This window comes from Rhizobium sp. O111, from assembly GCF_055616315.1.
Genome location: NZ_JBSHXL010000001.1, coordinates 2,959,808 through 2,984,971, shown reverse-complemented (window position 1 = coordinate 2,984,971; position 25,164 = coordinate 2,959,808). Strand labels below are relative to the sequence as shown.

24 protein-coding genes and 1 pseudogene are annotated in these 25,164 nt (G+C 61.8%); 14 read left to right on the top strand and 11 right to left on the bottom strand.

The window, feature by feature from the left end; all coding sequences use genetic code 11:
- The first annotated feature begins 326 nt into the window (after positions 1-326).
- Positions 327-1,460, top strand: coding sequence for an ornithine/lysine decarboxylase (gene odc2 / locus ACVTFQ_RS15025; RefSeq protein WP_018901943.1), 1,134 nt, complete (start codon positions 327-329; stop codon positions 1,458-1,460).
- Positions 1,461-1,599: 139 nt separating this feature from the next.
- On the top strand, positions 1,600-2,190 hold the full coding sequence (locus ACVTFQ_RS15020; protein WP_111564899.1) for a GNAT family N-acetyltransferase: 591 nt from the start codon (positions 1,600-1,602) through the stop codon (positions 2,188-2,190).
- Between the two features lie 147 nt (positions 2,191-2,337).
- On the opposite strand, the gene ACVTFQ_RS15015 is transcribed toward ACVTFQ_RS15020, so the two are convergent.
- Positions 2,338-2,472 (bottom strand): hypothetical protein, encoded by a 135-nt coding sequence (locus ACVTFQ_RS15015; protein WP_018901941.1) that lies wholly within the window; start codon positions 2,470-2,472, stop codon positions 2,338-2,340.
- Between the two features lie 606 nt (positions 2,473-3,078).
- On the opposite strand from ACVTFQ_RS15015, the gene ACVTFQ_RS15010 reads away from it, so the two are divergent.
- From ACVTFQ_RS15010 to ACVTFQ_RS15000, 3 genes and pseudogenes are all read left to right on the top strand, one after another.
- Positions 3,079-3,309, top strand: coding sequence for a DUF6719 family protein (locus ACVTFQ_RS15010; RefSeq protein WP_111564898.1), 231 nt, complete (start codon positions 3,079-3,081; stop codon positions 3,307-3,309).
- 94 nt (positions 3,310-3,403) lie between these two features.
- On the top strand, positions 3,404-4,411 hold the full coding sequence (locus ACVTFQ_RS15005) for a serine hydrolase domain-containing protein (RefSeq protein WP_111564897.1): 1,008 nt from the start codon (positions 3,404-3,406) through the stop codon (positions 4,409-4,411).
- A gap of 102 nt (positions 4,412-4,513) precedes the next feature.
- Positions 4,514-5,670: pseudogene (locus tag ACVTFQ_RS15000) on the top strand (GGDEF domain-containing protein).
- 11 nt (positions 5,671-5,681) lie between these two features.
- Here ACVTFQ_RS15000 and cysE read toward each other — a convergent pair.
- The 6 genes from cysE to ACVTFQ_RS14970 form a co-directional block, all read right to left on the bottom strand.
- Entirely contained in the window at positions 5,682-6,491 is an 810-nt protein-coding gene (gene cysE / locus ACVTFQ_RS14995; RefSeq protein WP_112437183.1) for a serine O-acetyltransferase, read from the bottom strand.
- 187 nt (positions 6,492-6,678) lie between these two features.
- Positions 6,679-7,668, bottom strand: coding sequence for a WD40 repeat domain-containing protein (locus tag ACVTFQ_RS14990; protein ID WP_111564895.1), 990 nt, complete (start codon positions 7,666-7,668; stop codon positions 6,679-6,681).
- Complete coding sequence (locus ACVTFQ_RS14985; RefSeq protein ID WP_111564894.1) at positions 7,668-8,804, bottom strand: CobW family GTP-binding protein; 1,137 nt, start codon at positions 8,802-8,804, stop codon at positions 7,668-7,670. Before ACVTFQ_RS14985 ends, ACVTFQ_RS14990 begins: the two co-directional genes overlap by 1 nt.
- A 117-nt stretch (positions 8,805-8,921) precedes the next feature.
- Positions 8,922-9,320, bottom strand: coding sequence for a type II toxin-antitoxin system VapC family toxin (locus tag ACVTFQ_RS14980; RefSeq protein WP_111564893.1), 399 nt, complete (start codon positions 9,318-9,320; stop codon positions 8,922-8,924).
- On the bottom strand, positions 9,317-9,643 hold the full coding sequence (locus ACVTFQ_RS14975; protein WP_111564892.1) for a type II toxin-antitoxin system Phd/YefM family antitoxin: 327 nt from the start codon (positions 9,641-9,643) through the stop codon (positions 9,317-9,319). Before ACVTFQ_RS14975 ends, ACVTFQ_RS14980 begins: the two co-directional genes overlap by 4 nt.
- A gap of 72 nt (positions 9,644-9,715) precedes the next feature.
- The gene (locus ACVTFQ_RS14970) at positions 9,716-10,507 is read right to left on the bottom strand and encodes a creatininase family protein (protein ID WP_111564891.1); all 792 of its coding nucleotides are present in this window, start codon (positions 10,505-10,507) and stop codon (positions 9,716-9,718) included.
- A 185-nt stretch (positions 10,508-10,692) separates the two neighbouring features.
- Here ACVTFQ_RS14970 and ACVTFQ_RS14965 point away from each other — a divergent pair, with 185 nt between their 5' ends.
- The 4 genes from ACVTFQ_RS14965 to ACVTFQ_RS14950 all read left to right on the top strand — a co-directional run bounded on the left by ACVTFQ_RS14965 (position 10,693) and on the right by ACVTFQ_RS14950 (position 14,920).
- On the top strand, positions 10,693-11,205 hold the full coding sequence (locus ACVTFQ_RS14965) for a MarR family winged helix-turn-helix transcriptional regulator (RefSeq protein ID WP_026283624.1): 513 nt from the start codon (positions 10,693-10,695) through the stop codon (positions 11,203-11,205).
- Between the two features lie 136 nt (positions 11,206-11,341).
- A complete protein-coding gene (locus tag ACVTFQ_RS14960) occupies positions 11,342-12,364 on the top strand; it encodes a LacI family DNA-binding transcriptional regulator (RefSeq protein ID WP_111564890.1) in 1,023 nt (340 codons plus the stop codon).
- Positions 12,365-12,421: 57 nt separating this feature from the next.
- A complete protein-coding gene (locus ACVTFQ_RS14955; protein ID WP_111564889.1) occupies positions 12,422-13,369 on the top strand; it encodes a 2-hydroxyacid dehydrogenase in 948 nt (315 codons plus the stop codon).
- A 549-nt stretch (positions 13,370-13,918) separates the two neighbouring features.
- Entirely contained in the window at positions 13,919-14,920 is a 1,002-nt protein-coding gene (locus ACVTFQ_RS14950; protein ID WP_111564888.1) for an adenylate/guanylate cyclase domain-containing protein, read from the top strand.
- A gap of 3 nt (positions 14,921-14,923) precedes the next feature.
- Here the strand turns inward: ACVTFQ_RS14950 and ACVTFQ_RS14945 are convergent, their stop codons facing one another.
- On the bottom strand, positions 14,924-15,703 hold the full coding sequence (locus tag ACVTFQ_RS14945) for a gamma-glutamyl-gamma-aminobutyrate hydrolase family protein (RefSeq protein ID WP_111564887.1): 780 nt from the start codon (positions 15,701-15,703) through the stop codon (positions 14,924-14,926).
- 301 nt (positions 15,704-16,004) lie between these two features.
- Here ACVTFQ_RS14945 and ACVTFQ_RS14940 point away from each other — a divergent pair, with 301 nt between their 5' ends.
- Positions 16,005-17,111 (top strand): TRAP transporter substrate-binding protein, encoded by a 1,107-nt coding sequence (locus ACVTFQ_RS14940; RefSeq protein WP_018901926.1) that lies wholly within the window; start codon positions 16,005-16,007, stop codon positions 17,109-17,111.
- Positions 17,112-17,319: 208 nt separating this feature from the next.
- Here ACVTFQ_RS14940 and ACVTFQ_RS14935 read toward each other — a convergent pair whose 3' ends face one another.
- From ACVTFQ_RS14935 to ACVTFQ_RS14925, 3 genes are all read right to left on the bottom strand, one after another.
- Positions 17,320-18,387 carry an IS5 family transposase gene (locus tag ACVTFQ_RS14935; RefSeq protein WP_162718251.1) on the bottom strand — a complete coding sequence of 356 codons (1,068 nt, stop codon included), beginning with the start codon at positions 18,385-18,387 and terminating at the stop codon, positions 17,320-17,322.
- Between the two features lie 178 nt (positions 18,388-18,565).
- Entirely contained in the window at positions 18,566-20,074 is a 1,509-nt protein-coding gene (locus ACVTFQ_RS14930) for a TRAP transporter large permease (RefSeq protein ID WP_111563442.1), read from the bottom strand.
- Between the two features lie 21 nt (positions 20,075-20,095).
- Complete coding sequence (locus ACVTFQ_RS14925) at positions 20,096-20,635, bottom strand: TRAP transporter small permease subunit (RefSeq protein WP_018899834.1); 540 nt, start codon at positions 20,633-20,635, stop codon at positions 20,096-20,098.
- 330 nt (positions 20,636-20,965) lie between these two features.
- Here ACVTFQ_RS14925 and ACVTFQ_RS14920 point away from each other — a divergent pair, with 330 nt between their 5' ends.
- The 4 genes from ACVTFQ_RS14920 (at position 20,966) to ACVTFQ_RS14905 (ending at position 25,153) form a co-directional block, all read left to right on the top strand.
- Positions 20,966-23,269 carry a putative bifunctional diguanylate cyclase/phosphodiesterase gene (locus ACVTFQ_RS14920; protein ID WP_470423906.1) on the top strand — a complete coding sequence of 768 codons (2,304 nt, stop codon included), beginning with the start codon at positions 20,966-20,968 and terminating at the stop codon, positions 23,267-23,269.
- Positions 23,270-23,428: 159 nt separating this feature from the next.
- On the top strand, positions 23,429-24,181 hold the full coding sequence (locus ACVTFQ_RS14915) for an N-acyl amino acid synthase FeeM domain-containing protein (protein WP_111563441.1): 753 nt from the start codon (positions 23,429-23,431) through the stop codon (positions 24,179-24,181).
- Positions 24,182-24,354: 173 nt separating this feature from the next.
- A complete protein-coding gene (locus tag ACVTFQ_RS14910; protein WP_047509634.1) occupies positions 24,355-24,579 on the top strand; it encodes an aa3-type cytochrome c oxidase subunit IV in 225 nt (74 codons plus the stop codon).
- A gap of 181 nt (positions 24,580-24,760) precedes the next feature.
- Positions 24,761-25,153 carry a DoxX family protein gene (locus ACVTFQ_RS14905; RefSeq protein ID WP_111563440.1) on the top strand — a complete coding sequence of 131 codons (393 nt, stop codon included), beginning with the start codon at positions 24,761-24,763 and terminating at the stop codon, positions 25,151-25,153.
- Positions 25,154-25,164: the final 11 nt, after the last annotated feature.

Sequence of the window (25,164 nt, the reverse complement as noted above, 5' to 3'; positions counted from 1 at the left end):
CCTCCAGTCGCTATTCCGGCCAACCGGAAAATGCGAGGACGCCTGAAGCAACGACGGTGCGGGCCTTTTTGTTCTCTCCCTGCTTTCCATCAGCGGGGGTTACTGAAGAGGCACACCTTCATTGCCGGAAGTGCGGTAGGGAATCCCCTCCAATCCATGGCAGACAAAGCCGAATCCATGTCGCTTTCGCGGCGTTGATTCATCATTCGCGCATTCGAGCGCTTGCTAAGGTTCCGGGGTCTCCACCGGCTGGTTCCTATGCGAGTGATCGGCTGCCCTTTGTCCTCCGGTTTTTCCGGAGCTCTGGAATTGAAAAGGGAATCGATATGACCACTCAGCGCATCCGCGACTTTCTCGCAACCCGACGTCCCGACGGTCCCTGCCTCGTGGTCGACCTCGACGTCGTGCGCGACAATTTCTCCGCTTTCCGTCACGCCATGCCTGACAGCGCCATCTACTACGCCGTCAAGGCAAACCCGGCTCCAGAAGTCCTGAAGCTGCTCGCCGACATGGGCTCCAACTTCGATTGCGCGTCCGTCGCTGAAATCGAAATGGCGCTCAACGCCGGTGCGACCGCTGCCCGTATCTCCTACGGCAACACGATCAAGAAGGAACGCGACGTTGCCCGCGCGCATGCGCTCGGCGTCAGCCTCTTTGCGGTCGACAGTCACGAGGAAGTCGAGAAGATCGCGCGTGCCGCTCCCGGCGCCCGCGTGTTCTGCCGCGTTCTGACCGATGGCGAAGGCGCTGAATGGCCGCTCAGCCGCAAGTTCGGCTGCGTGCCGCAGATGGCCGTCGACGTTCTCGTCTACGCGCACCAGCTGGGCCTCGAATCCTACGGTGTGTCGTTCCACGTCGGTTCGCAGATGACCAAGGTCGATGCCTGGGATTCGGCTCTTGCCGATGCCAAGCGCGTCTTCGTTCAGCTGGCCAAGCAGGGCATCCACCTGCAGATGGTCAACATGGGCGGCGGCTTCCCGACCAAGTACCTGCGCGACGTTCCGTCGGCTGAAGCTTACGGTCGTGCGATCTACCAGAGCCTTCGTGACCACTTCGGCAACAACCTGCCGAAGACGATCATCGAGCCGGGCCGCGGCATGGTCGGCAATGCAGGCGTCATCAAGACGGAAGTCGTGCTGATCTCGAAGAAGTCCGACAACGACGCCGCTCGCTGGGTGTTCCTCGACATCGGCAAGTTCGGCGGTCTGGCTGAAACGATGGACGAAGCCATTCGTTACCCGATCCGCACCGAGCGCGACGGCGACGAAATGGAGCCCTGCGTCATCGCCGGCCCGACCTGCGATTCCGCCGACGTGCTTTACGAGAAGAACCTCTACCCGCTGCCGCTCACCCTTTCGATCGGCGACGAGATCCTGATCGAAGGCACCGGCGCCTACACGACCACCTACTCGGCGGTCGCATTCAACGGCTTCGAGCCGCTGAAGGCCTACATTATCTAGCACATGACCCTCGGATCGCAGATCCGAGAAAGGCTTATGTGCCAGTAAAGACGACGCCGGCCCCGTAGCCAGCCGGGGCGGCACCTTCACAATGATCTGACGATACCGTTTGAAACGGTTTTGAGTTCGGGAGGCCAAGATGGCCGCTGTTCTTGATTCTGTCCGCGCATTCTTTGCGCATTCCATTTTCACCATCGACGCCGAAAATGCCGGCGATGTCGTTGCGCGCGAGAATTTGCTCGATCGCGCCATGGGCCCGAACCGTCGCCGCAAATCGTCGGAAAAGATCCGCCGTGGCCGCGTTCCGGCCGAAGGCCTGGCGCTGGTTGCGCGTGATCGCGATGGTCACGTGATCGGCACCGTGCGCTTGTGGAATGTCGAAGCCGGCGTCAATGCCGATGGCACGGCCATCGACGCGCTGCTGCTCGGACCGCTGGCTGTTGATTCCAGTTTCGAGGGCAAGGGTGTCGGTTCGGCGCTGATGCGCGCCGCCATGTTGGAAGCCAAGACCCGTGGTCACGGCGCTATCCTGCTTGTGGGCGATGCCCCTTATTACGAGCGTTTCGGCTTCTTCGCCGCAAAGGCTCAGCATCTCGTCATGCCTGGTCCGTTCGAACGCTCGCGCTTTCTGGCGCTCGAGCTTGTCGAGGGCTGGCTTGACGGCGCGGCCGGCATGATCGTCCCCACGGGGCGGATGCTGGCCAGCGCGCCGATCCGCAGGGCGGCCTGACTCAGGCCTCGTCCGGCTAGGCCTCTCCCCTAGAGGGAGGGGCTTTTTCGTTTCATTTCCAGTTTGAGGAAATCAGTTTGAAGGGGCGCCGGAAGAGCCGGCGGACTATTTTCCCCTCTGTATTCGCTGCGCCTTTTCTAGCGGCGCTTACTTGACGACGCTTGCGTCGACCAGCTGTGTCCCGGCAGTCTGTACGATATTGTCCGGTATGGCGGCGATGAAAAACATCGTGAAAGCATAGACCGCGAATATGGTCGCTGCGGCTGTGGCCTTAAGAATCATTCATGCACTCCTAGTTCTCTGGTATCTAATGTGAGCGCAAAAGTCGGCTTTCCCAAGAGTTTTCTGAACGCCAGATGAACAAAAAACTGTGACGCTAAATTTTAACGATATTTTAGCAACACTGCAGCTTCGCCTTTATGGGGAAGAAATTCACTTTTCGTTCTAATAAAATGCAGAAAAAACAATCATATGGATGAAAATATGGGCGAGAATCATCCCCATGGCGTAGGGTCGGCGCATCATGAACGCGTCATCGAGCAGGGAGCCGGGTTCATGAACCGGTTCGGTCTCCGTTCATAATTCGGCGCTCGATGACGGTCGCGAAAGGTCGAATCGGATGCCGTCAGGGCAGATGATTCGTCCGGGGACGCCAGATCGAGAGACGCTCCTGTCGGTCTGATGAAGCCGGAAAGCCTGAAACGATCGGGCAGGCGGACCAGCCTGACATCCACTACCCATACCTCGACCGCCTGCCTTCTCCCCTTTTTTACCGCCGTGGGCAGCCCGCGCGCGTATATTCGTGCTGCCCGCCGATCGGATGACTTGCCGCCGGCGCGATTCCGTAGGAATGTATTTTAGTAATCACTAAAACGTGAGGGCGAGCATATGATACGGTCTCTGCTTCTTTCCCTTTTCGCCGCCTGCCTGCTGTCGCTTGCAGGCGCGTCGACTTCCTTTGCAGCAATCAAGACGGTGACGGCGAAGCCGACGGCCGAGACGATGGGACCGGGAGAATCCGTGCTCTTCGACGACAAGAAATGTCCGGCGGGGATGATCGCGAAATTCACCAAGGCGCAAAAGCGGCCCTCAGTGTCGCGCAGATGCGTGCATCAGTGACCTTGAGCCAAGCGCGATCATAAGGTTTCACATCCATGTGAGTTTGAAGGGACGGCCGATGATTTGATCGGCCGCCCGTCATAGATAATGGCGCATGATCAAGCGTCTCGCATTTCTCTTCGTCCTGTCGCTCACTCCGGCCGTCGCCTTCGCGCAGCAGCCGAACCCGTTTGCCACGCTGCTCGATGGCGGCTCGTCGCGCGAGGAGCTGCGGCCGCTGAAGGCTGTCATCGTCGCCAGGGATGGCGAGGTCATCGCCGAGCATGGCTATCGCGGCCACTCGACGCGTGAATCCGTCAACATCAAGTCGGCCTCGAAGTCGATCATCTCGAGCCTTGTCGGCATTGCCATTCAGAAGGGCCTGCTCGAAGGGCCGGACCAGAAGATCGCGCCGATCCTGAAGGCCGACCTGCCCGACAATCCGGATCCGAGGCTCGGCGAGATCACCATCGGCAACCTGCTTTCGATGCAGGCGGGGCTTGGTCGCCTGTCCGGTCCCGACTACGGGCGCTTCGTGTCGTCGCGCAACTGGGTGCGGTTCGCGCTTGCGCAGCCGTTCGCCGATGAGCCGGGCGGGCAGATGCTCTATTCCACAGCCTCGACCCATCTGCTGTCGGCGATCCTGACCAAGGTCGGCGGGAAATCGACGCTCGCCCTGGCGCGGGAGTGGCTGGCGCCGGTCGATGGCTTTCGCATCGGCGCATGGGAGCGGGATCCGCAGGGGATCTACCTCGGCGGCAACCAGATGGCCATGACCGCCCGCTCGCTGCTTGCCTTCGGCGAACTCTATCGCAACGGTGGCAAGGCTCCAGATGGCACGCAGGTTGTTCCTGCCGACTGGGTCGTTCAATCCTGGCAGCACCGCACCAATTCGCGTTTCTCGGGCGATGACTACGGTTACGGCTGGTTCTCGCGACAGATCGGTGGCGAGCAAGTGCATTTCGGCTGGGGCTATGGCGGCCAGATGCTCTATATCGTGCCGTCGCTGAAGCTCACCGTCGTGATGACGTCAGACGAAAACGGCCCCTCGGCGAGGACCGGCTATCGCGATGCCCTCCACGGGCTTCTCTCCGAGATCATCGCCGCCGCACGCCCTGCCTGAGCGGGCTTTTCGGCCCATTGATTAAAATGCGATCGAGCGTTCCAATCAAAACGCAATAGCGATCTCGTAACGTGTCCGCGCCGGTGGATTGGAGGCGCGTACATGATTTTGGATCTGCGGACGATCTATGTCGTCTCCGCCATGACGCTGCTGGTTCTCGGAAGCGCGCATATGGTGAGCTATTGGACCGGGCGGTTCGGCCGCTGGCCGGCCTGGTGGGGCGCCAGCTATCTGGTGCTCGGCGTCGGCACGCTGCTCGTCTGCCTGCGCAATTTCATTCCCTATGTGCTGTCGATCCAGCTTGGCAATGTGCTGACCATTGCCGGCTACCTGCTGTCGTTCTTTGCCATCCGCGTGCTCGCCGACCGGCCGGTGTCGATGCGCGTCTGCGCGCTGGCGCTCGTCTGCATCAGCCTTCCGGTTGCGGCTCTGCCCTCCGGCGATATGTCTGTGTCGGTGCGGCTGTTCTATGTTTCGGCCATCTGCTGCCTGTGCGATCTGGCGGTGCTGCCGAGGGTATCGGCATCTACAGGCGCGAGAAGCTTTTCTCGGCGGGGCTGCTCGCATGGCTTTATCTGCCGACGGCGGCGATCTTTCTAGTGCGGAGCGTCATGGCGGCAACGGGCGAGATTGCGGGTCCTGACCCTTATGGCGCCACCGTCGCCCATAGCTGGATGGCGTCGACGGCGGTTATTTTCCTGGCGCTGCGCAGCATGCTGATCGTGCTGATGGCGGCCGAGCGCAACAGGAGCGAACTGATCGCGATGGCGCATCATGATCCGCTGACGGGAGCGCTTAACCGCGGCGGCTTGGCGCAGCGGCTGCCGGTGCGCGACGCCCACGCGTTGGCGCTCCTGGTGGTCGATATCGATCACTTCAAGCAGCTGAACGATCAGCACGGTCATCTTGTCGGAGACGATGTGCTCCGGCTGTTTTCAAGTGCGGCGCGCAGCGTGCTGGGGTCCGATGATCTCTTGTCGCGCCACGGCGGCGACGAGTTTCTCGTGGTGCTGAAGAATATCGCCGAGGATGGGGCGATTGCCGTCGCCGAGCGGATGCGGCTGGCATTTTCGGAGCAGGTTTCGGCGATGGCGGTGTTCGCATCGCTTCCGACGCTCAGCATTGGCGTCGCTGCCTGCCACGGCCCGGACATCGATTTCAAGAAGCTTCTGGAGCGGGCCGATACGGCGCTCTACGCCTCCAAGCGCCAGGGCCGCGACCGGGTAGAGGCATCACCCGCGCAGGAGCAGGCGGCTTAGCCCGTTTACGCTCAGATATTCTGGTCCATGCTTTCGGCGGGAATTTCGCTGGCCGAATGGATGCGCACCACCGCTGCCGGGACGCCGGCCACCGTGCAATGGGCCGGAACAGGCTTCACCACCACGCTGCCGGCCGCCACCTTGCTAAAGGCGCCTATCTCGATATTGCCGAGGATCTTGGCGCCGGCGCCGATCATCACGCCGCAGCGGATCTTCGGGTGGCGGTCTCCGGTTTCCTTGCCGGTGCCGCCGAGCGTGACGCCCTGGAGGATGGAGACCTCGTCCTCGATGACAGCAGTCTCGCCGATGACGATCCCGGAGCCGTGGTCGAGCATGATGCCGGAGCCGATCCTGGCAGCCGGATGGATATCCGGGCCGAAGACCAGCGAGGCCAGATTAGCAAGCCAGCTGGCGATCTCGACGCGGCCATCGTTCCACAATTTGTGGGCGGCGCGGTGGATCTGCAGGGCGTGAAAGCCCTTCAGATTGAGCAGCGCATGCAGATAGGTCGTGCAGGCCGGATCGCGCTTGCGCACCGCCATCAGATCGGCCTGGATCTCGGTCAGAATATCAGATGTCAGCGTCTCCTGGAGGAGCGTCGTCAGAGCCGCCGTATCGACATCGGCGCGCGAGAGGCGCGCTGCGAGCACGCGGGCGACGATTGTCGCGCTATCCGCAGCCTCGATTACCTGCGATGTCAAAAGAGGCCGCAAGACCGGTTCGCGTTCGCACAGCGCCAGGGCCTCGGCGCGGATCAACACCCATGCCGAGGCATCGTTGGCGGCTGCGGTTTCGGCGATGGCGGTTCTGGTCTGCGACATCTGGCTCAGCTCTCTGTTTTCACGCCATTGCTTTCAACCGTGTCTTTATCCCGAAACCGGTGGCCAGTCTCGGGATATGTGTCTTAAAGCGTGTCGCGATCCTTCGGATGCGCTCGTCACGCTTTAAGTCTTTGTTCTGTCGCATGTCGGTGCCGCAAAACCGCTGCACACTTTTGCGCGACATGCTTTAGGCGGCGATATCGACCACGCCGCAATCGCCGGCTTCCGAAGCGAAGGCCAGCAGCTTGCCGTTCTTGCTCCAGCTCATGGCCGTGATCGCACCCTTGCCGGGGCGGCGTATCAGTGCTTCCTTGCTGTCGGCGAGGCGAACGGCGAGGATCATGCCGTCGATGAAGCCGATGGCGAGGATGTCCTCGGCCGGGTGGAACTTGACCGCGGTCGCCATGATGTTGGCGCGGGTGCCGAGCTCGAGCGGCGACCTGCCCATCGGGCCGTCCTTGCCCTGGAAGGGCCAGACGATGGCAGCCGGAGCGCCTGATGAGGCCAGCCACTTGCCCTTGGCCGACCAGGAGAGCGACTTGACCTTGGCGGGGTAGCCGGTCATGCGCATGTGGCGAGCTTCGGCGCCAGGCTTGGTGTCGAGCTTCCAGCCGTGGAGCGCGTTTTCCTGCATTGTCGTGACGAGGAAGTTGCCGTCCGGCGAGAAGGTGACGCCGGTATGAGCGCCTTTCCATTCGAGATCGACGGGCTTGGCTTCGCCCACAACCCAATGCAGCGATACGCCATTGTAGCGGGCGGCGGCGACGCGCATGCCCTTGGGGGCAAAGGCGAGGCCTTCGACGGTGCGCTCCTCGGTGAATTCGCGGGTGGTGCCGTCAGAAAGGCGAACGATCGCGCTCTTGCCGTGGGAATAGGCGATGGCGCCCTGCGGGCCGGCGGCGAGCTGCGAGATCCACTTGCGCGGCGCATGCGCCAGCTCGGTGACGCTGCCATCGGCCGCAATCCGCAGCACCTTGCCGTCTTCGCCGCCCGAGATCAGGCTTTCGCTGTAGGGATCGCGGATGCAGGTGAGCATGCCCTGATGGGCTTCGGTGACCTTTTCCGAGCCATCCAGCCGGTGAAACGTGCCGGTGGCGCTGGCGAACAAGGGGGTATCACCTAAAAATTCGACGGCCAGGATATGGCCGTCGATATCAAACGGGGCAACAGTCGGCATCAGGCAGAGGCCTCGCACGCCTTGAAGGAAGCTTCGAGCTTTTCGCGGTCAAGCTCGCGACCGATGAAGACGAGACGGGTCTCGCGCTTCTCGCCGTCCTTCCAGGCGCGCTGGTGGTCGCCTTCGATGATCATGTGCACGCCCTGAACGACATAGCGCTCGGCATCGTCCTTGAAGGCGATGATGCCCTTGAGACGCAGGATGTTCGGGCCCTGCGTCTGGGTGATCTTCTGGATCCAGGGGAAGAAACGATCCGGGTTCATCTCGCCGCCGCGCAGCGACACCGACTGCACCGTCACGTCATGGATCGGGGAGACGGCGCCGTGGTGATGGTGGTCGTGTCCATGATCATGATGGTCATGCCCATGGTCATGATCATGGTGGTGATGATCGTGATCATGGTCGTGCGCATGGTGATGGTGGCCATGGTCGTGGCCGCAATCGGGACCACAGACATGGTCGGGGTGATCGTGGTCGAGGAAGTGCGGGTCGTTTTCCAGCGCACGTTCCAGGTTGAAGGCCCCCTGATCGAGCACGCGGGCGAGATCGACGCCGGACCGGCTGGTCTTGTAGACGCGGGCCGACGGGTTGATGGCGCGCACGACGTCTTCGATCTGCGCCAGCTCTTCCGGGGTCACGAGGTCGGTCTTGTTGATAAGCACGACGTCGGCAAACGCGATCTGGTCTTCGGCCTCGCGGCTGTCCTTCAGGCGCAGCGGCAGGTGCTTGGCGTCGACGAGGGCGACCACGGCATCGAGCTCGGTCTTGGCGCGAACGTCGTCATCCATGAAGAAGGTCTGTGCGACCGGCACCGGATCGGCAAGGCCCGTCGTTTCGACGATGATGCCATCGAAGCGGCCAGGGCGGCGCATCAGGCCTTCAACGACGCGGATCAGGTCGCCGCGCACCGTGCAGCAGACGCAGCCATTGTTCATCTCGTAGATCTCTTCGTCGGATTCGACGATCAGGTCGTTGTCGATGCCGATCTCGCCGAACTCGTTGACGATGACGGCATACTTCTTGCCATGCGCTTCCGTCAGGATGCGGTTCAACAGCGTCGTCTTGCCGGCGCCGAGGTAGCCGGTGAGAACGGTGACGGGGATGGGCTTGGGTTGCGTCTGGAGAGCGTCGGTCATGAGAACCTCGATAGGTGGGGGCTTGCTCGGGTTTTCTCCCGGGCCTTTCAAATTCGTCGTCTCATATAAGGGGTGCGGCGCGGCAGTTCAAAGGGATTCGTATGTTATAAGATCACATTAGGATGTGGAGGCCGCGATAGCCGATGGGATATCGGTCTGGGCAAAGTCATTGCCGATGAAAAGCAGGGGGCAATTGAATTCCTTGGCGGTGGCGTAAGCGAAGCAATCGCCGAAGTTCAGGGAAGCGCGGTGGAAGTTTCTGCCCCAGTGCGTGTAGGCGGTGGCGGCGAGTTCAGCGCGGGCTGGGGTGACGTCGATGATCTTCACGGTAACGGCTGAAAGAATGGCGCGCATCTGGTTGGACATCCCTCTTCTAGCTGCGACGATGAGCGCCTCAAGGACCGTCCCAGCCGACACCAGGATGAGGTCCTCGCTTTCGAATATCTTGCGGCAGGAAGGTGCCTGCGGTTCGTTCGCCAAGATCGCGATCAATGCCGACGTGTCGACGGCGATCACTTCGGCAGGCCGTCTTCGTCGTAGAGGAAATCCTGGCTATGAGCGGCGTCGGGGCCGGGTGGCAGGTTCAGCTTCCGTACCTCTTCCTGCAGCCTGCTGATCAGCCGGGACTTCTCCTCACGGCTGAGCGGTGGCCTTGTGGCGTCATTCCGCAGGCGCTGGATGAACTGTTCCCGCTTGACCGGATCATCGATGAATGTGGTTGCCGCCTCAATGCGAGCGGCGGGCTGGCCATCCTGCGTCAACACGATCTCTTCGCCCTGATTGGCAAGGCGGACCAGTTCTGTCAGCTGTCCTTCAGCCTCTTTCACGGAAATGCGCATGCGGGCCTCCTTGGTGAGCCACTGCGATTGCAATCAATATGATGAAAAGCACCGGCCGATACAAGCGGCCCGCTATGTTAGCGTGTTCCCGTCGAAGGCGTCCACATCCTCCAGCAATTCCACCAGGCCCTTTACCGCATGGGCGATCAGCGCCTCGCCTTTTGCGGCGGTCGCCTTGGCGGCGTTGCCGGCGACGCCTTTATCGTTGAGGTCGGACATCTTCCAGCCGAAGGCGTGTTGGCCGTAAGCGCGCAGGTGCTTGTAGCGGGCGGCGAAGTCGGATTGGCGGGAGGGGAAGTTCTCGGCTTTCGACATGTCCACCTTGTCCGGGTGCAGCGCCAGCATGACCGAGGTCTCGATGTCGCCGCCGTGGATGTCGATCGCTTTCTCTTCCGGAGAGATCACGCCATCCGGCAGGCCGAAGCGGGTCCAGCTGGTGGCGACGGCGAGCATGTTGAAGCGCACGCGGGCTTCTGTCGCGACAACAGTCATCAGCGGCGAGTTGCCGCCATGGGCGTTGAGCATGACGAATTTGCGGATGCCCTGCCGCGACAGTTTCTCGGCGATGCCGAGCCAGCGTTCGATCGCCTCGCCGTAGGACAGCGTTTGCGTTCCTGTCACATCCATATGCTCGATTGAGTAGCCGACTGATTCCGTCGGCAGGAAGGTCACCGGAAGCGTCTTGGGAAGCGCGGTTTTGAGCCTGCTAACGATGCCGTCGGCGATCAGCGTGTCGGTATCGAAGGGAAGGTGGGGGCCGTGCTGTTCATGGGCGCCAAGCGGCAGGACAACGATGTGCTGGTTGCGCTCCGCACCAGAAAATTGCGGATCGTGGTCGTCGAACTCGGTCGCTGGCGCGTTCATCCGGCTAAGGCCTCTTGTTTATGACGAGATCATGCGCAATGTCATAACGCAACGATCTCAATGCTTAATGCATAAGCCTTTAAATCAAAATGGATTTGGAGGAAGGCTTAGGCGCCAAATGAAACTGTTGCCGTCTCTCACAACCTCGATTGGGTGCAGGGCGCGGCAAGATCAAAGGGACGGCAATGGGTAAGAAGCACAAGGACGGCAAGAAGCAGAAGTCGAAGAAGAAGGACCAGACCGAATATACGGTGGTCGATCTTTCGCCGGCTTTGACGCAGGCCGCCCGCTCGATGCGCACCGTGCTTTCCCGCAACCTCCTGGAGAGCGGGCTCTATGCCGGGCAGGATGGCGTCATCACGTCGCTTGCCGAAAGCGACGGCATGACGGCAGGGGCGCTGGCGCACAAGCTCGGCGTCAAGGCGCCGACCATGACGCGCACGATCGGCCGTATGGAGGCGCAGGGCTTTCTCGAGCGCAAGGCCGATGCCGACGACGCGCGCCTCACCAAGGTCTACCTCACCGATCTCGGCCGCGGCAGTGTTGCGGCCATCGAGCAGGCCGCGACAGCCTGCGACCGGCTGGCGACACTCGACTTTTCCGAGAAGGAAATCCGCAATCTGGTGCGGCTTCTGAAGGCGATCGACGGCAATCTGCAGGCCGATGCCATCGTGCTCGACGAGCCGGATGAAATCTGACGGTTTTGTGAAATTAGAAATTGCCTGCTCCGGTTTAATCTTTTAATTAAACATTTTAAGGACGCTCGGCTCACAGCTGGTCGGGTGCATATGTTCATCGCGCGTCACAGTCCTTCCGCGCGATCCGGGAGGCACAGTGGCGCAGAAGATCAAGCTTTCGACGATCGCCGAAACGCTCGGCATTTCCACCGCAACCGTATCCCTGGCGCTTCGCGACAGCCCGCTGGTCGCCGGCGCCACCCGCGACAAGATCAAGGAACAGGCGCGCGCGCTGGGCTATATCTACAATCGCCGCGCGGCTAGCCTGCGCACCTCGCGCTCGGGCATCATCGGCGTCGTCGTGCACGACATCATGAACCCGTTCTACGGGGAAATCCTGAAGGCGATCGAAAGCGAGCTCGACCGCAGCCGACACACTTTCATTCTCTCCAACCACTACGATTCCGTCGAAAAGCAGCGCACCTTCATCGAGACGCTGCTGCAGCTCGGCGGCGACGGCGTCATCATGTCGCCGGCGATCGGCACGCCGCCAGAGGACATGCAGCTCGCCGAGGATAACGGCATGCCCGCCATTCTGGTCGCCCGTTCCTTGGATGGGTCCGATCTCCCGACCTATCGCGGCGACGACAGCTACGGCATCTCGCTTGCCACCAATCATCTGATCGGCCTCGGTCATCGCTCGATCGCCATGATCGGCGGCACCGACCAGACCTCCACCGGCCGCGACCGCTACCAGGGTTATGTCAACGCGCTGCGCAAGGCGGAGATCGAGGTCGATCCCGGCCTGCGCATTCCGGGCCCCCGCTCGATGCAGGGCGGCTTCGAGGCGGCGGTGCACTTCCTGTCCCTGCCGCAAAAGCCCACGGCCGCCGTCTGCTGGAACGACCTCGTCGCCATCGGCCTGATGAACGGCATTGCCCGCGCAGGTCTCGTGCCCGGCACCGATATTTCCGTGACCGGCTATGACGATCTCGAGGAGGCGTCGATCTCGATGCCGGCGCTGACAACCGTGTGGAACGGCCAGGCCGAAGTCGGCCGGCTCGCCGCCCGCGCGCTTCTCGATCGCCTTGCCGGCAGCCACGAACCCGACGGCATCCATCTCATCAAGCCCGAGATGCGCATCCGCCAATCGACCAGCCCCTTCCGGCCCCGGTCATAATCCCCGCCCTTCATCCCAAGTCATCAAGGGCGCGCGACAAATCGAAGAGGAAAAGCCATGTCCCGTACCGCTGTTCTCGTTCCGGGGAAAATGCACGAGCGCGTTCTGGCGCGCCTGAAGCAAGGTTTTGACGTCATCGAGGCCGACGCCAAGTCGCTCGACGCGGAGACCACAGGCCGCATTCGCGGGGTTGCCGTGTCCGGCACCTTCACTGCCGCCGATATCGATGCGCTGCCCAATCTGGAACTGATCTCCAGCTTCGGCGTCGGCTATGACAATGTCGATGCCAGGCATGCCGCCACCAAGGGCGTGGTTGTCACCAACACCCCTGATGTCCTCAACGACGAAGTGGCCGACACCGCGATCGGGCTGCTGCTCAACACCATCCGCGAATTTCCGCGCGCCGAAAACTGGTTGCGCGCCGGCAATTGGAAGCCGGGGCAGAGCTATCCGCTGTCACGCTTCTCGCTAAAGGGCCGGCATGTCGGCTTCTACGGCCTCGGCCGCATCGGCCAGGAGATCGCCAAGCGGCTGGAACCGTTCAAGGTGAAGATCAGCTATCACACCCGCTCGCGCAACGAGGCGCTGCCCTACGATCACTATCCGACGCTGGAAGGTCTCGCCGAAGCCGTCGATACGATGATCGCGATCGTTCCGAAGACGCCGCAGACGCACAAGACCGTCAATGCCGATATACTTAAGGCGCTCGGGCCGGATGGCGTGTTCATCAATGTCGGGCGCGGCTGGACGGTCGATGAAGATGCGCTGATCGAGGCGCTGTCTTCAGGTGCCTTGGGTGCTGCCGGTCTCGACGTGTTTTATGACGAACCATCAGTGCCAGACGCGCTGATGGCGCTCCCGAACGCCGTGCTGTTGCCGCACATCGCCTCGGGCTCGGTTCCAACACGCAATGCGATGGCCGATCTGGTGGTCGACAATCTGGTTGGGTGGTTCGATGCGCGCAAGCCGCTGACGCCGGTGGCCGAGACGCCCGTCAAGGGGTGATGGGTTTGGGGGCGGTGCTTTGTGACCGCCCTCGCGGTTGCTCCATCCCCGTTGCATTCTTGGACGCGTGCTTAGATCCTCGGGACGAGCCCGAGGATGACGGTGGAGTAAATGGCGCATCTCCGTAACCTATTGAAACACTGCGACAAACATCCTTTCGACGTCATCCTCGGGCTCGTCCCGAGGATCTGCGCACGGTCCCATTTGCTCGACTTCCATGGACACTTGGCGCTAGTGAGAGATGAGCAGCATCGTCTCGTCGGCAGTGGGTAGCCCACGCCAAAGATCGGCCAACGTCTGCAAGGACAGGCTCGTCTATGGGCGTCGTCCCGCTTTCCCCATCTCCGTTGCATTCTTGGATGCGTGCTTAGATCCTCGGGACGAGCCCGAGGATGACGGTTGCGTGAGTGGATGCCGCCAGTAACCTATTGAAGCACCGTCACAAACATCCCTTCAACGTCATCCTCGGGCTTGTCCCGAGGATCTGCGCACGGTCCCGCTTGCTCGACTTTCATGGACAGTTGGCGCTAGGATGCAACGCGTGAGGTCATGCGAGGGGGAGGCGACGTGGCGGAGGTTCCGAGTGAGACGCAGCGCAAGCTGACGACGATCTTTTCGGCGGATGTGCAGGACTATACGCGGCTGATGGGCGTCGACGAGGAGGGGACGCTCGAGACGCTGAAGCGGTATCGCGACCGGATGTCCAGGCTGATCGAGGCGCATGGCGGACGGGTGGTCAATACCTGGGGCGATGGGCTGATCGCCGAGTTTCCGAGCGTGGTCGAGGCGGTGCGTGCAGCCGTCGACGTGCAGAACGAGCTCGCGGGGCTGAATGCCGCTCGGCCTGCCGATGGCCGCATGCTGTTTCGCATCGGCATCAATCTTGGCGACGTGATCGTCGAGGGCAGCGATATCTATGGCGACGGCGTCAATATCGCCGCGCGGCTGCAGGCACAGGCGCCGGCCGGCGGCGTGGTGATCTCGAACACGGTTTACGACCAGGTGCGCAACAAGGTGGCTGTCGGGTTCGATTTCCTGGGACCGCTTGCCGTGAAGAACGTCGCCGAGGCGGTGCCGAGCTATGTCGTCAGGATCGGGGACGGTGCTGGCGACGCGGCGGCGGGGCATGTGCGTTCCGGCGGGTCGCCGTCGGGCGCTGTGGTTCAATCGGCGGGGCCGGGTCCGTTGGGCGGTGGGCGAGGGGGGCTGTTGGCCGGCGTGTTGTCAGGTCAGAACGCGGGGCAATCGCTGAATCAGCGTCGAAACCTTGAGGTGCTTGGCGTGATCGCGGCAGCACTCGTCGTCATCAACACGCTGACCTGGCACGGGGTCTTCTGGGCGGCGTGGCCGCTCTTGGCGCTGGCCTATGTCGCGGCCATGCGCTGGGCGCATCTGCAGGATCGGTTCGATCCACGGCTTGTGGCGCTTGCCATCTCGGCGCTCGGGCTGATCGGCATCAACCTTCTCTCCTGGCACGGCACCTTCTGGGCGACCTGGCCGCTTCTCGCCATCGCCGTCGTGGGCGGTCTGCGCTGGGCGCGGCGGGGTTGAAACCTACGCCACCACCTTCGCGGCCTTGGCCGGCAGCTTGGTCGCTGCATAGTCGCGGACGGCGTCGCCGAAGGCGGTGAAGAGCTGGTTGGAGGGCTTGTCGGTTTCTGCCCAGTATTCGGGATGCCATTGTACGCCGACGGCAAAGGCTTTTGCGTCGATGACGGAGACGGCCTCGACCGTGCCGTCCTCGGCCACCGCTTCCACGGCAAGGCGAGGCGCCGTCTCGGCGATCGCCTGGCGGTGCAGCGAGTTCACCTTGATCTCGCCCGATCCGACGATGCCTGCGATACAGGAACCCTCCCTGACGATGACATTCTGGCGGATGGCGTACATGCCGTCGCGGTCGACATTATCGGGCTTGCGGTGGTCCCAGATGCCGGGCTGGTCCTGGATTTCGCTGGCGAGCGTGCCGCCCAGCGCGACGTTCAATTCCTGGATGCCGCGGCAGATGGCGAGCAGCGGAATGGCGCGGTCGATGGCGCGGCGGATGAGGGGCAGCGAGGTGGCGTCGCGGGCGGGGTCGAAGGGGCCGTCGGCCTCGGTCGCTTCCTTGCCGTAGCGCGCGGGGTGGACGTTGCTGGCCGAGCCGGAAACGAGGACGCCGTCGACGCGGTCGAGAATGGCGTCGCTGTCGTAGCCTTCCTCGAAGGCCGGGATGATGAAGGCCATGACGCCGGAGGCGTTGAGCGCGGCGCGGACATATTGGTGCTGCACGGCATGCCAGGTGGCCCCGTCAAAGCTGCGGATATCGGCGGGAACGGCGACGATGGGCTTGGTCATTGTCTATCCTGAGGGCGATCATCTCTTGCCAATGAGAGAAACCAGAACGGCTTTCCTGTCAACGTGTGCCTGATGTGCCCGGCCAAATTGCGGCAAGGCCATGTGCCGGCGGCGCGACGAGACGACGACGAGGCGACTAAGCCGCTGATTCCGATCGAAATGCCGTACTCGCCATATTGGTGTCGTGATCCCAAAGACTAATAGGCCGGCGCTTGAATCACCTGCGTCCGCATGCTTAGCTTCCCTCGTTCCGCGGGTGGGGAGAGTTTGGCCCTGCTGAACCAACAATGGGAGGTTTTTGATGGATCGTCGTTCATTCTTCAAGAAGGCAGGAACAGCGGGCGTCGGCGCCGTTGCTGCCTCGGCTCTGGCGGCACCCGCCATCGCCCAGGAAAATCCGAAGATCGCCTGGCGCATGACGTCGTCGTTTCCGAAGAGCCTGGACACGATCTATGGCGCGGCCGACGATATCGCCAAGCATCTGGCCGCATCGACCGACGGCAACTTCACCATCCAGCCCTTTGCCGCCGGCGAGATCATTCCCGGCCTGCAGGCGGCGGACGCCGTCAGCGCAGGAACGGTGGAAGCGGCGCACACCTGCTCCTATTACTTCGTCGGCAAGGACCCGACCTACGCGATCGGCACCGCCATTCCCTTCGGCCTCAACGGGCGTCTCACCAATGCCTGGTTCTACGAGGGCAACGGCAACACGCTGATGAACGAATTCTACGCCACGCAGGGCATCTACGGCCTGCCGGCGGGCAATACCGGCGCCCAGATGGGCGGCTGGTTCCGCAAGGAAATCAATACGCTGGACGATCTGAAGGGCGTAAAGATGCGCATCGCCGGCCTCGCCGGCCAGGTGATCAGCAAGCTCGGCGTCATCCCGCAGCAGATCGCCGGCGGCGATATCTATCCGGCGCTGGAAAAGGGCACGATCGATGCCTCCGAGTTCGTCGGCCCATACGACGACCTGAAGCTCGGCCTGCACAAGGTCGCCAAGTATTACTACTATCCCGGCTGGTGGGAGGGTGGCCCGACCGTGCACGCCTTCTTCAACCTGGAAAAGTGGAACAGCCTGCCGAAGCACTATCAGGCGGCACTCACCGATGCCTGCGCCTTCGCCAATACCAACATGATGGCGAAGTACGACATGAAGAACCCGCCGGCGCTGAAGCAGCTGGTCTCCGAGGGTGCGACGCTGCGTCCCTTCAGCCAGGAGATCATGGAAGCCTGCTTCCAGGCCTCGCTCGGGATCTATGCGGAGATTTCGGCGTCCAATCCCTACTTCAAGAAGATCTACGAGGATCAGACGGCGTTCAAGCGCGATGCGTATCTCTGGATGCAGCTGTCGGAATATACGTTCGATACGTTCATGATGATCCAGCAGCGGGCTGGGAAGATCTAGCTCGAGTTCGAAGGGGCTGACGTTCTGGCGTGAGGCCCCCTCATCCGCCTGCCGGCACCTTCTCCCCGTGGGGAGCCGTTGCAAAATACGCGATCGCGGCAGCTCTATGGCGAACCGACCTGCCCTTTTCCCCGCTCAATGCCTTGAGCGGGGTTTTTGTTGGCTTCAGGCTGGCGTTTTCAGGTTTGCGGGCGCAGTTCGGCCTTGGTCACGTCGCCATCGTCACCCAGCGGCGCATGTTGAAGGCGATCGTCGCCATCAGCACCTGGGCCCGCGCCTTGACGAGCCCGCGATAACGGATCAGCCCGAGGCCCATGCGATGCTTGAGCGTGGCGAAGGTCGTCTCAACGGCCGCACGACGTTTCGATATCATCCGGTTGAGGCGGGCAAGCCTTGGCGGCAGGACGCGGTGATGCCGGTTGGGCCGGCGCATCAGCCGCGGCTTGATGCCCTGGCTCCTCAGGGCCTTCTCGCGTGCATGGGTATGATAGGCGCTGTCGGCCAGCACGCAGGATTCGTCGCCGGTAATCAGAAGGTCGGCGACGACGGTGTCGTTGACATTGGCCGGCGTGGTCACGACCCTCAGGATCAGGCCGGATCCTTCATCGACCCCGACATGAGCCTTGTAACCATAGGCCGAACCTGCCTTGCCCTTGCGCTGCGTGAACCGCGCATCCGGATCGCTCGGTGCCTGACGCGGCAACCGCTCGCCCGGCTCGTCCCCGTCCGAACCGGACGCGTCGGCATCGAGATTGGCATTGGCATCAAGGTCGCCATTGCGACCGCGAGGCGGGCGGGCCGCCGTCGTCTCGATCACCGTCGCATCCAGCATCGTGCCACGCCGCAGGATCAGACCGGCGGCATCCAACTGCCGGTCGAGCTCGGCAAACAGCTTGTCCAGCAGCGCTTCGCTGATCAAAAGGTTGCGAAATCGGCACAGCGTTGAGTGATCCGGAAAAGCTTCATCCAGAGCAAGGCCGACGAAACGCTTGAACGACAACCGGTCGCACAACGCTTCCTCAAGCTCCATGTCCGAGAGGCCGTATAGCGACTGCAGAAGCAGCGCCTTGAACATCACCAGCGGTCTATAAGCGGGCCGACCGGCGCCCTTGCCCGTGTCATCACGCAGCCGCGCAAGGTGCTTCTCGAAACGGTACCACCTCACCAGCGACGACAACTTGTCCAGCCGACCCGACCCTTTGCCCTGAGGGATCAACGCATCGGCGAAACTGAACTGGCCACCATCCCGAACCGACATCGCATCATCTCCGCTCATCGCTAAGACAGAGAATCACAACGGTGAGATTTTGCAACGGCTCCCGCTGGGGAGAAGGGGAGATCGGCGCGAGCGGCCCACCACGAGTCTCTTCTCCCCAGCGGGGAGAAGGTGCCGGCAGGCGGATGAGGGGGTTCCGTGCTCCCACCTATCCAAAATCATTATCCAACTAAAATCCCTACTTGATCACCGGCGGCTGGCTCAGATCCGGCTGCGCGGGCTTCGGCTGCGCCGGCGGTTGCCCCGGCAATCCGTTCATCGGCGGCAGCGACAAACCAGGCATCCCGGGTGGGGTGCCAAGCCCGTTGCCGCCAAAGCCGGGGACCTCGATCTTGATCGTGTTCAGATCCACCTCCGGCCCCTTCTTCAGCCAGTAGGTCACCGATTGCGGCCAGAAGATCACGATGGCGACGAGGATGAGCTGCATGCCGACCCAGGGCAGGGCGCCCATGTAGATGTCGGAGGTCTTGACGCTGCGGTCGGCGATCGAGCGGAGATAGAAGAGCGCGAAGCCGAAGGGCGGGTGCATGAAGCTCGTCTGCATGTTGACGCAGATCAGAACGCCGAACCAGATCAGGTCGATGCCGAGCGCGGAGGCAACAGGGGCCAGCATCGGGATGACGATGAAGGCGATCTCGAAGAAATCGAGGAAGAAGGCCAGCACGAAGATGAAGATGTTGACGAAGATCAGGAAGCCCACGGGCCCGCCGGGGATGCCCGAGAGCATGTGCTCGATCCAGCGCGAGCCGTCCATGCCCTGAAAGACGAGGCTGAAGCAGGTGGAGCCGATCAGGATCATCACCACCATGGACGTGATGTGCATGGTGGAGCGCATCGCCTCCTGCATCAGCGGCCAGGTCAGGCGGCGGTGCATGGCGGCGAGCGCCATGGCGCCGACGACGCCGAGCGCGCCGGCTTCGGTGGGGGTCGCGAGCCCCATGAAGATGGTCCCGAGCACGAGGAAGATCAGCACGATCGAGGGCACCATGCCCGAGAGCACCTTGAAGAGCAGCGCCCAGGTGAAATCGCCGCGCACCTCCTTGGGTAGCGGCGGCACGGAGGCGGGTTTTACGATCGACAGGATCAGGATGTAGATCATGAAGATCGCCACCTGCAGGATCGAGGGGCCGATAGCGCCGAGATACATGTCGCCCACGGACTTGCCGAGCTGGTCGGCGAGGACGACGAGGACGAGCGAGGGCGGGATGACCTGGGTGATGGTGCCGGATGCTGCAATCACGCCGGTGGCGAGCCGCGGGCTATAGCCGTAGCGCAGCATGATGGGCAGCGAGATGACGCCCATGGTGATGACGGAGGCCGCGACCGTTCCGGTGATGGCGCCGAGCACCGCGCCGACGAGGATGACCGCATAGGCAAGGCCACCGGGGATGCGGCCGAAGAGCTTGCCCATGCCCTCCAGCAGATCTTCCGCCAGGCCGCAGCGCTCCAATATGGCGCCCATGAAGGTGAAGAAGGGGATGGCGAGCAGGAGATCGTTGGAGACGATGCCGAAGAAGCGCAATGGGAGCGCCTGCAGGAAGGCCTCGCTGAAATGACCGGTGGCGACGCCGATGATGCCGAAGAACAGGCCGACGGCCGCCAGCGAAAAGGCCACCGGGAAACCATAGAGCATGAACAGGACCATGCCCACGAACATGGCCGGCGGAATGATGCCGAAATCGAACAATGGCTTTCCTCCCGGTCGCGGTTACTGCAGCGGCTTTTCGTATTTGGTCTCGACGACCAAATGACCCGTCAGCGCGGCGATGCGCTTGATCAGCTCGGAGAGACCCTGCAGCGTCAAAAGGCCGAAGCCGGCGACCAGGATGAGCTTGACCGGCCAGCGGATCAGGCCGCCGGCATTGGAGGAGACCTCGTGCTGGACATAGGAGAGCCAGAAGAAGGGCCAGCAGAGCCAGGTGAGGAAGATGCAGGCCGGAAGCAGGAAGACGATCAGGCCGATCGTGTCGATCCACAGACGCGCCCGGTCCGACACCGAGCCGTAGATCAGGTCGACGCGGACATGTTCGTTCATTCTGAGCGTATGGGCCGCACCCAGCACGACGACGAAGGCGAAGAGATACCATTGGATCTCGAGCCAGCCGTTGGAGCTGTAGTTGAAGGTATAGCGGATTAGCGCGTTGGCGGCGCTGATCAGGCAACAGAACAGCACCATATATTCGGACAGCTTGCCCATGAACTGGCTGACAGCATCGATCAGCCGGCTGGCGGCTAGAAAAACCGGCATGCCTTTCCCCCTCCTATTTCATGGGTTTTACCCCATGCTCTCCCACCTCAAGTGGTAGATCACGGACCTTGAAATTGGAAGCGGAAAGCCCGGATGTTGGATTATAGTCTTATATCGTGGGCGACCCGCCAGCAGCGCTTGCCGACGACGATGGCGACAACCTCTGGATGGACCGCCTTATTGTAAAACATCCCCGTGAAGCTGCAAAAACAGCCGATTCGCGCCATAGCTCTCGCTAAGATTGTAGAAAAATCAACCAAATGTGTGCGTGGCCTGAAATCAATTTTTAAAGGGTTGGCGGTAATGTTTCGCCGCACAGGGAAAGTATGGATGAAGCCACATAACCCGAACAGGGTCCCTACTGACGTATATCTGTCTTTCGTGAGTTCCCTTTTCGGGAACCGGATGACGCTCGTCGCGGGTGTGGCCGTGCATGTCGTCGCGTTTCTCGCCGTTGCCGCCAAGACCGATTCCCCGTTCTACGTCCTTCTCTCCATCGCTTTCCTCATCGTCTTTGTCGCGCGCATGATCACCTTTCGCATGTTCGACAAGGTGGACAAGTCGACGCTTTCGCGCGAGCGGATCGAGCATTGGGAAACGGTCTATGTGATCGGCGCCGCCTCGACCGCCGCCATTCTCGGCATCGGCAGCGGCTACGCGATCTTCTTCCTGCAGGACCCCTTCGCCGAACTCGCCTGCACGGCGGTGACGATGGCTTCCATGGTCTCGGTCGTCGGCCGCAACTATGGTTCGCAGAAGGCGATCGACCTGCAGACGCTGGCCTGCTGCCTGCCGATGATCCTCTGCAGCCTGATGGCGCTCGATTTCTATCGCACCATGCTGTCGGTGTTTCTCATCCCCTTTGGCCTGACGACGCGGGCCATGGCCAATGGCGTGCGCGAGTTTCTCTATGAGAACGTGATTGCCCGCCGCGAGATCACCCAGATCGCCGATCGTTTCGACACGGCGCTCAACAACATGCCGCACGGCCTCGTCATGGTCGATCCGGAAAACCGCATCCAGGTGATCAACCGCAAGGCTTGCGATCTGCTGAAGATCGGCGATCCCGGCCGGCTGAAGGATCGCGATCTCGGTGCGGTGCTGCGCTACGGCGCGCGCTACAGCTTCATGGATTCGACGCAGCCGGAGCTCATCCTCAGACAGATGACGCATGTCGCCGAAGGCAAGCTGTCGCGCACGCTCATTCATTTCCCCGAGGACTTGTCGCTTGAATTCTCCGCCAGCCGCCGCGCCGATGGCGGCGCCGTCTTGATTTTCGAGGATGTGTCGAGCCGCGTGAAGGCGGAGCAGAAGATCCTGCACATGGTGCGCTACGACGCGCTGACGGGGCTGCCGAACCGCGAGTATTTCAGCCATCTCGTGCAGGATTATCTCAACAAGCACCACAAGAAGCGTGGCCCCGTCGGCTTCATGGTTCTCGATGTCGACGAGTTCAAGCACGTCAACGATATGCGCGGTCATATCACCGGCGACCATCTGCTCTGCAATATCGCCAACCGGATCGAGGAGCAGGCGCGCAAGGCCATCGTCGGCCGTCTGATGGGTGACCAGTTCATCCTGTTCTTCCCGCATGCCAAGGACAACGAGGCGCTCGACGCCGAGATCCGGCGCGTCCACGCCGCGATCCAGGGCAATTACGAAGCCGACGACGTAACCTTCCTGGTCTCGCTTTCGGCCGGCTTCGCTATCCTCGAGAGCGATGCATTCGCCATGGACGAATGGAGCATCAAGGCCGATCTCGCGCTGTCTGAAGCAAAGTCCAAGGAGCGCGGCGGCATTGCCGGCTTCGAGCGCGAAATGGATGGCCGCTATATCGAGCAGCAGAAGCTGAAGGCGGATCTGCGCGAAGCCGTGGCCAACCAGGGCCTCAGCGTCGCCTACCAGCCGATGTTCAAGGCCGATGGCACGCGGATCGAATGCGCCGAGGCGCTGTCGCGCTGGGTGCACCCGGAGAAGGGCTCGATCCCGCCGGATGTCTTCATCCGTCTTGCCGAAGAGATGGGTATCATCTCCGAGATCACCCGCTTCGTGCTGATGAAGGCCTGCGCCGACTGCATGACCTGGCCGGAGCACGTCGCCGTCTCCGTCAACCTTTCGGCGCGCGACCTGCGCGACGCCGATATCCTGGCGGTCGTCGCCCAGGCGCTCGACAATTCCGGCCTGGAGCCGGAGCGGCTGCATCTGGAGATCACCGAAAGCTGCCTGATCGACGAGCCGGCCGCCGTGCGCGCCATCCTGGCGCAGCTTCGCGCCTCGGGCATCACGATCGCCATCGACGACTTCGGCACCGGCTTCTCCAGCCTCAGCTACCTCGACACGCTGCCGCTTGATATCGTCAAGATCGACCGCTCCTTCCTGCGCAACATCGTCGAGGATGGTCGCCGCCTGAAGTTGCTGCGCGGCACGGTCAACCTAGCGCGCGAACTCGGCCTGAAGATCGTCACCGAGGGTGTCGAGACGACCGAGCAGCTGGCGCTTCTCAACAAGTACCGGGCGACCGATCTCGTCCAGGGCTACGTCTTCTCGCCGGCCGTTCCGTCGCAGAACATCGTGCTCCTCTCGCAGAGCCTGAGCCGCCGCTCGACGCCGCGCAAACGCCCGAGAGTTGCATAAATCCACCCGTCAGAATGTTTAAGACCACGCTGATAAGCGTGTGTTTTCCGTGTTGGCGTTAACCTTAACAGCTCAAATCTAAGGCAAATTTTAATTAATTCTTGCCCTTCTCGCGGTTCCATATGATTAATGGCCCATTAACTTTTGGGCCGGGATGCAATGGTGGACAACTCTTTAAAGACGAGTGATTTCAGCAGCAAAATTCTCGAAATAATGGACCACGTGGAGTATCGCCGTATTGAGAGCGGTGAGGACATGGAAGAGGTCGAGCGGCTGCGTTACAAAGCCTACAAGGCGCGCGAGGTGCTTCCTGTCGCGGCCAAGTCGATGATCGACGATGCCGACTTCGACAGCCAGGCCTATGTGTTTGGTCTCTACTATTACGAGCAACTGGTCAGCACGATCCGCATTCACCACGTGACACCCGATCATCGCGTGTCGCAATCGGGCGGGATCTTTCCGGCCGAGATGAATGCGTTTCTCGATGCCGGCCTCAGCCTCGTCGATCCGGCGCGGTTTGCCGCCGATCCGGAGCTCAGCACCGAGTTGCCGTGGCTGCCTTACCTGACGCTGCGGCCGAACATCGTGGCGGCCGCGCATTTCAGGGCCGACCGCGTGATGCAGCATGTGCGTCCCGCGCATGCGGCTTTCTACAAGCGCGTCTTTTACGCCGATACCGTCGTCGCCAACCGAATGACGGAGACCTACGGCTTCGAGCTGACGCTGATGGCGACCAATGTGATCGAGGTCGGGCGCAAGCTTTTGACGCGCTACCCGTTCTTTATCTCCAGCGCCAGCGAGCAGCGGATGATGTTCTCGCGCGATCCCGTCGGCGGCATGCCGCCGCTCAATATCATTCCCACGGCGCGCTTCATGCCCGAGGGCGATCTCGGAACCGATCTGCCGCTTTGAGCGGCGATCAGCAATGCATGGGACGGCCGCTCGCCTGCGGCATTCTCATGCATTGCGCTTTTGAAGGCTTTGTGTAATTCCTCTAGCGGGACATTCGCGCGTGGGAGCGCGTGGATGAGAAAGGCATGCGGCCGCATCGTGATGCGGGCCGGGGTTTCAGGGAGATGACAAGCATGGCCGAGCACAATACCGGACCCGCCGAAGTCGGCGCGCCGATGGACTATCCAGCGCACGAGCAGACCTACAACATGTTCCTGGTGGCCGCGAAGTTCGGCACGCTGTTCCTCGTTGCGCTGCTGCTCGGCATGACCGCCGGCTTCTTCGCAGGCGCTGGCCTGCTCGGCGGCATCGTGGTGCTGCTGATCGTCTTCATCGCCGGCCTCGTGCTGCTGCGCTAGTCAGTCACCCAAATCAGATCGACGTATCGAGAGCAGGGCGGGAACGTGTTTCCGCCCTTGAACGTGTATTTCCTTGCCAATTATTGCAACATGCGGTTTCATTGATCATTGCGGCATCGTCCAAGTGCATTTCTTGCAAAGCAACTCGGTTTTTGATGGGTGTCACAGATGGCTTTTACACATGGATCGTGAAGTCTCTATCTTCAGTGTCATTGCTGGGTGGGGTCTAAGCGCGCTTGTTTGCGTGGCGTTGCTTGCCGATGCCGGCATCAATCTGTTTGCGCCGCAGATGCTGGCGACCGACATGGCAGCATCGGGCTTTCCGCCTGAACTCGCGACCACGCTCGGGCTTATCATCATCGTCTGCGTCGTGCTTTACGCCATTCCGGCAACGGCTGCGCTCGGCGCTGTCATGATAACGGGGTTTCTCGGCGGAGCGATCAGCATTCATTTCCGGCTCGGCGAGATATTCTCGCCGCCGCAGCTGATATGTCTGATGCTTGGCGTGCTGGCGTGGGGTGGCCTTTATCTGCGCGATGCGCGGATCAGAAACATCATGCCGATCCGCCTTTGAGGCTGCCGGGG